The organism is Microbacterium sp. (assembly GCF_047605725.1).
In the GTDB taxonomy this organism is placed as follows: Bacteria; Actinomycetota; Actinomycetes; order Actinomycetales; family Microbacteriaceae; genus Microbacterium.
This window is the reverse complement of sequence record NZ_JASGFE010000079.1, coordinates 1-5,252: the sequence shown is the minus strand read 5'-3', so window position 1 is coordinate 5,252 and position 5,252 is coordinate 1. Positions and strand designations below refer to the sequence as shown.

The window sequence follows — 5,252 nt, the reverse complement described above, 5'->3', positions numbered from 1 at the left end:
ACCCACCACAACCTCCACACACCCGGTGTTGCAATAGCCCCCTGAAGCCGCCGCCGCGACGCGGCGTTTTGCGCCAGGTGAAGCGGCGCGGCACTTTGCGCCAGGTGAGGGGCGGGCGCCGCCGCGCATCGTGAGTGCGCGGCTCAGGGCAGCCGGTTCGGATCGGTCGGAATGCGCCGGTAGCCGTCGCGGGAGAGCCCGGCGATCGTGCCGACGATGCCGGCGAGCGCGAGGACCGCGATGATGACGAGCATGAACATGGCAGAAACGCTACGATAGCAATGGTTCGGCCAACACTGGCAGAGACGCCACTATGCATCGGATTTCTGCCAATCGGAGAGGATGGCCCATGCACACTGTCGCGTGCATCGTGCAGGAGGGGTTCGCGCCCTTCGAGTTCGGACTCGCGTGCGAGGCGTTCGGGCTGGATCGCCGCGACGACGGCATCCCGAGCTTCGACTTCCGCGTCGTGGCATCCGATCCCGGACCGGTGCGCAGCAATATCGGCTTCACGATCGACGTCGAGCACGATCTCGCCTTCGCCGACGAGGCGGACCTCGTCGTAATCACGCCCATCCCGCGCCCCGACTGGACGCAGGTCGATGAGCGCGTGCTCAGGGTGGTCCAGCGCGCGGTCGCCCGCGACGCGTGGGTGCTCTCGGTCTGCAGCGGGGCGTTCGTCCTCGCGGCGGCCGGGGTGCTCGACGGCAGGCGGGCCACGACGCACTGGAAGTACGCCGAGACCATGGCGCGCATGTATCCGCGCATCGACGTCGATCCGAACGTGCTGTTCGTGCAGGACGGGTGCATCATCACGAGTGCGGGGACGGCGGCGGGGCTGGATGCCTGCCTGCACCTGCTGCGCATCGAGCTCGGTGCGGAGGCTGCCAACACGATCGCACGGCGCATGGTCGTGCCGCCGCAACGCGACGGCGGTCAGGCGCAGTTCATCGACAGGCCGCTGCCGGAGTCGAGCTCGCTCTCGCTCGCGCCGGTGACCGACTGGGTGCTGCAGAATCTGAGCGCGGACCTCTCCGTCGAGCGGCTCGCCGCCCGCGCGCACATGTCCCCGCGCACGTTCGCGCGCCGGTTCAAGGCCGACTACGGCACGACGCCGGCGGCGTGGCTCGCGCGACAGCGGCTCATCCACGCGCAGCGCATGCTGGAGCAGACCGAACTCGGCCTCGACGTCGTCGCGTACGAGTGCGGCTTCGGCTCGGCGGCGGTGCTGCGGCAGCACTTCGCCCGCACGCTCGGCACGACGCCCACCGCGTATCGCGCGCGCTTCTCGTGCACCGGGGCGCCGTTGCCCGCCGCTGCGACCACCGGTCGCGTCGCCTGAGCCTGAGTCGCGCCCCGAGGATCACGCGGTACGCGGGCCGAGCCTCGCGGCCGACCCGACAGGCACTCGACGTGCTGACGCTCCGGTGCTATGAGTGTCGTATGGCGACGGTGGTCGGGGTGCACGGGATCTTTCAGTACAAGTACCATTCCAACCCGGATGTGCTCGCGGGCATCTGGCGAGACGCGCTCGCCGCCGCAGCCGTACCCGCCGACGAGTTCATGCTCGCGTATTACTCCCCGGCCCTGCACACCGTCACTGCGATGGGCGGGCCGTCACTTGATGACCTGTCGCCGACGGAACACGCTCTCATGGTTGAGTGGCTGAAGCAGGTGGGGGTTCCGGATGCCGTGGCGCAGGGACCCGTGACCGGGTGGCTGCGGGATGGCGTCGATTGGCTGATCCGCAGCGGACGCGCTGCGGGCGCCACGCATGCGATGGTGGGGTCGGTGCTGGCCGAGATCGCGACCTATACCAGCACCACGCACCCGGAGCCGCGTCGCAACGTCCACGCCCTCGTGGGCGAGGTCATCCGCGCGCAGCAGCCCCGCGTGGTCGTCGCGCACTCCCTCGGATCGGTGGTCGCCTACGAGACGCTCTGGGCAGAGCCCGATCTCGACGTTCCCCTGCTTGTGACAGTCGGCTCACCGCTTGCGCTGACGAACGCGTTCTACGATTCGTTCGTTCCTCCTGCCGCAATTGCTCACACCCGCCCGCCCGGGGTGCAGAGATGGGTCAACTTCGCCGATGTCGGAGATCTCGTCGCCGTCCCGAAGCACCTCTCCAATTATTTCACCGGCATCGAGACGGATGAGACCGTCGTCATCGATGCGTTCGAGTGCCACAAGATCGTCCCGTACCTCACGTGCCCTCCCGTGGCATCCGTGATCCGGGAAGGCCTCCAGCCGTGAGCCGCCGCGCGCTGGTCGTCACCATACCCAACCCCGGCGGGATCGAAAATGACGAGTACCCGTCGCTCGCTGATTTCGCCCACCATGCGTCTGAGGTCGGTGCCGCGCTGAGAGAACTCGAGTATGACGAGGTGAACGGTCCTGACGGCACGGCTGAGTGGGATGCCGAGCGCCTGGACGCCGAGGTCCGTTCGCTGATCCGCGAGAAGGATCCCGACGGTGTCAGACTCGTGCACATCCTCGGGCATGGCAAGGCAGAGGTCGGATCCCTCCGGGTTGTGGGCGCGGACGGCGAGACGGACGCACAATGCGACGTGGTGTCGTGGTTGAGTGCGATCCAGTCGGATCCAGACGCTCCGCCGAGGCACCCTCTCACGCTGTTCATCCTCGACACGTGCCACAGCGGCGCCGCCGCAGATCCGAGCTGGGGCGGCGATGTGTTCACCGAGGGTTTGCGCGGATGGGTACTCGCCGCATCGGCGAAGGAGAAATCGGCATACAACGGACGGCTGAGCAAAGCCGTCGCTGAGACGCTCAAGCAGATCGCTCAGAACACGTTCGGCATGGACACGCAGGTGCGGTGGGTGCCGTGGCCCCTGTTCCGCGACCGCGTGCGCGATGTCGTGGAGCGCGATCAGGGCGAGGTCCACCGCCAGCGGGTGACGGCGACCCGGACCGATCGCGACATCGAGTTGGCCTTCATTCCCAATCCGGGTTACGTCGCGCCGGGCGCGATCGATAAGGCCCGGTCGATCGCATCGCCGGGATTGGCCGAGTTCCTCGACGCCGAGCACTTCGCCGCGCGTGCAGGCGGGCACCCGGGCCGTGCGTCGACCGACGAGTACGGATCGTTCGCGGGAAGAGCGAGCCAGCTTCATGCGCTGACGAAGTGGATCGAACGAGCCGACGCCAGAGACTCCGTGCGGGTGGTCACCGGCAGTCCCGGTGCGGGCAAGTCCGCACTCATCGGCATACTCGTGTGCGCGGCGCATCCGGAACTCAGGGATGCGACGAAGAAGATCTGGAACCGCGCGGCGACGTGTCCGAGAAAGCAGAAGGCGATCGCCGCCGTCCATGTCAGAGCCATGACCGTGTCACAGGTGCTCATGGCAATCGCCCAGCAGCTCGACCTCCGCCCGGCCACCGTCCAGGGAACGAGTGCGGCGGACTGGACTGAATCATCGCTCGTCGAGGCTCTTTCCACACTCCCTGCACCGCCGCTGGTCGTGATCGACGCCGTGGACGAATCCGCCGATGTCGCAGGGGTCGTCGGCTTGCTCGCGGCTCTCGCCTCCCGCACCGCCGATGGCGGCGTGATCTCGCGGCTCCTGGTGGGCACACGCTCCGGGTCGCTCTGGCCGAAGATCGATCGGTGGGTGTCCACGCTGGGTGACGGGCTGGTCGTGAGCCTCGACGACGTCGGGATCGATCAGATGCGAAACGACCTCGAGGCCTACTTCCGCTCGGAGTTGCCCGACGAGGCCTTTGACGTGGGCAGCCGCCTTGCCGACGTCCTCGTCGGTGCGCACGACGACCACGCCGAGTGGGGGCTGTTCCTCGTCGCGACTCTGCTTGCGCAGTCGCTGGCCCGACGTGTTCGGTTCTATGAGCCGATCACCGAGGATGACGTCGTCGCACAGATACCGACGAGTTTGCCGGGAATCCTCGACATCGACCTGGAGACCTCGGAGCACCCGTCGCTGGCCCGCGCCCTGCTCACCTGCCTGGCGTGGGGCAAGGGCGACGGCATGCCGTTGTCTGTGATCGAGCTGCTCATGAACGGCCTGTTCCACCCGCACGCTTCGGTCACGTCGGCGGAGCTCCTGGCCTTGTTGGACAATCTGCGGTTCTACCTTCGCCGCGGCGCGGACGAACACGGCCAGACCCTCTACCGTCTCTTCCATCAGAGCCTCATCGACTATCTGCGCACGGATGCCGCGACGCTCGCCTACCGGCTGCTCGACGTCCTCCTCGAGGATCGCCCCGTGATCGAAGGTCGGCGTTGCTGGGCGAGCGCGGACCCCTACCTCAAGCAACACATCCTCAGTCATGCGATCGATGCCCTCTGCGCCGTCCAACTCATCGAAGACGACACCGAACTACTCGTGCACGCCGAGCCAGAATCCGCTCTTGATGCGATCCGCCATGTCGCACGCGACGGTGGTCGCGCGAACGCGCTGAGTGGCACTGCGCTCACTGACAAGGTGCGTGCGTTGATCGCGATCTACCGCACGACCTCGCTCCGAGGACTCACCGCGCAAGAGCGTCGTGACGTTCTGGCGATGAACGCCGCCCGATTCGGTCTGCCTCACCTGACGCAGGAGTTTGTCGGACACCCCGACAGCGCGAGCGCGTGGTCGCCGGCCTGGGCGACCGGGGAGCACGTGCGCGGAGCGGCGGTCGAGGCTCCCCTCACCGGCCACAGAGGTAGGGTGTGTGCGGTCGCGTGCACCAGTCTGGGTGACCTGCCCATTGCCGTCACCGGCGGCTACGACGGGACGGTGCGGATCTGGGACCTCAGCACGGGCACCCAGCTCGGTGATCCCCTTCCCGGCCACACCGGTTCGGTGACGTCGGTCGCGTGCAGCACCGTCGGCGACGACCCCGTGGCCGTCACCTGCGGAACCGACGGGATGCTGCGGATCTGGGACCTCGGCACGGGCACCCAACTCGGTGACTCGCTTCCCGGCCACATCGGCGGGGTGGACGCGGTTGCGTGCACCAGCCTGGCCGGTCGGCCCGTCGCGGTCGCCGCAGGGGACCACAGCACGCTCCGGATCTGGGATCTCGCCACGGGAACCCAGATCGGCGGCCCCTTCACCGGTCACATCGGCGGGGTGGACGCGGTTGCGTGCACCGCTGTGAACGGCCTGCCCGTCGCCGTGACCGGTGGGCACGATGGCACGGTGCGGCTGTGGGACCTCTCCACGGGCGCCGCCGTAGCCGGCCCCTTCACCGGTCACGTCGGTGCGGTGACCGCGGTCGCCTCCGCTGCGCTG

Annotated in this window: 2 protein-coding genes and 1 pseudogene; all 3 read left to right on the top strand. The window is 68.0% G+C overall.

Translation table 11 applies throughout. From position 1 onward, the window contains the following. The first annotated feature begins 349 nt into the window (after positions 1 to 349). On the top strand, positions 350 to 1,342 hold the full coding sequence (locus QM641_RS12435; protein WP_415116951.1) for a helix-turn-helix domain-containing protein: 993 nt from the start codon (positions 350 to 352) through the stop codon (positions 1,340 to 1,342). Positions 1,343 to 1,443: 101 nt separating this feature from the next. Beyond that, positions 1,444 to 2,253 carry a hypothetical protein gene (locus tag QM641_RS12430; protein ID WP_415116949.1) on the top strand — a complete coding sequence of 270 codons (810 nt, stop codon included), beginning with the start codon at positions 1,444 to 1,446 and terminating at the stop codon, positions 2,251 to 2,253. Then, positions 2,250 to 5,252, top strand: a pseudogene (locus QM641_RS12425) (hypothetical protein); the annotation flags it as partial. The gene QM641_RS12430 and the pseudogene QM641_RS12425, both read left to right, overlap by 4 nt.

Excerpts from the sequence above, each read along its gene's own strand:
- QM641_RS12435 (WP_415116951.1), top strand. The coding sequence starts at position 350 with ATGCACACTGTCGCGTGCATCGTGCAGGAGGGGTTCGCGCCCTTCGAG.
- QM641_RS12430 (WP_415116949.1), top strand. The coding sequence starts at position 1,444 with ATGGCGACGGTGGTCGGGGTGCACGGGATCTTTCAGTACAAGTACCAT.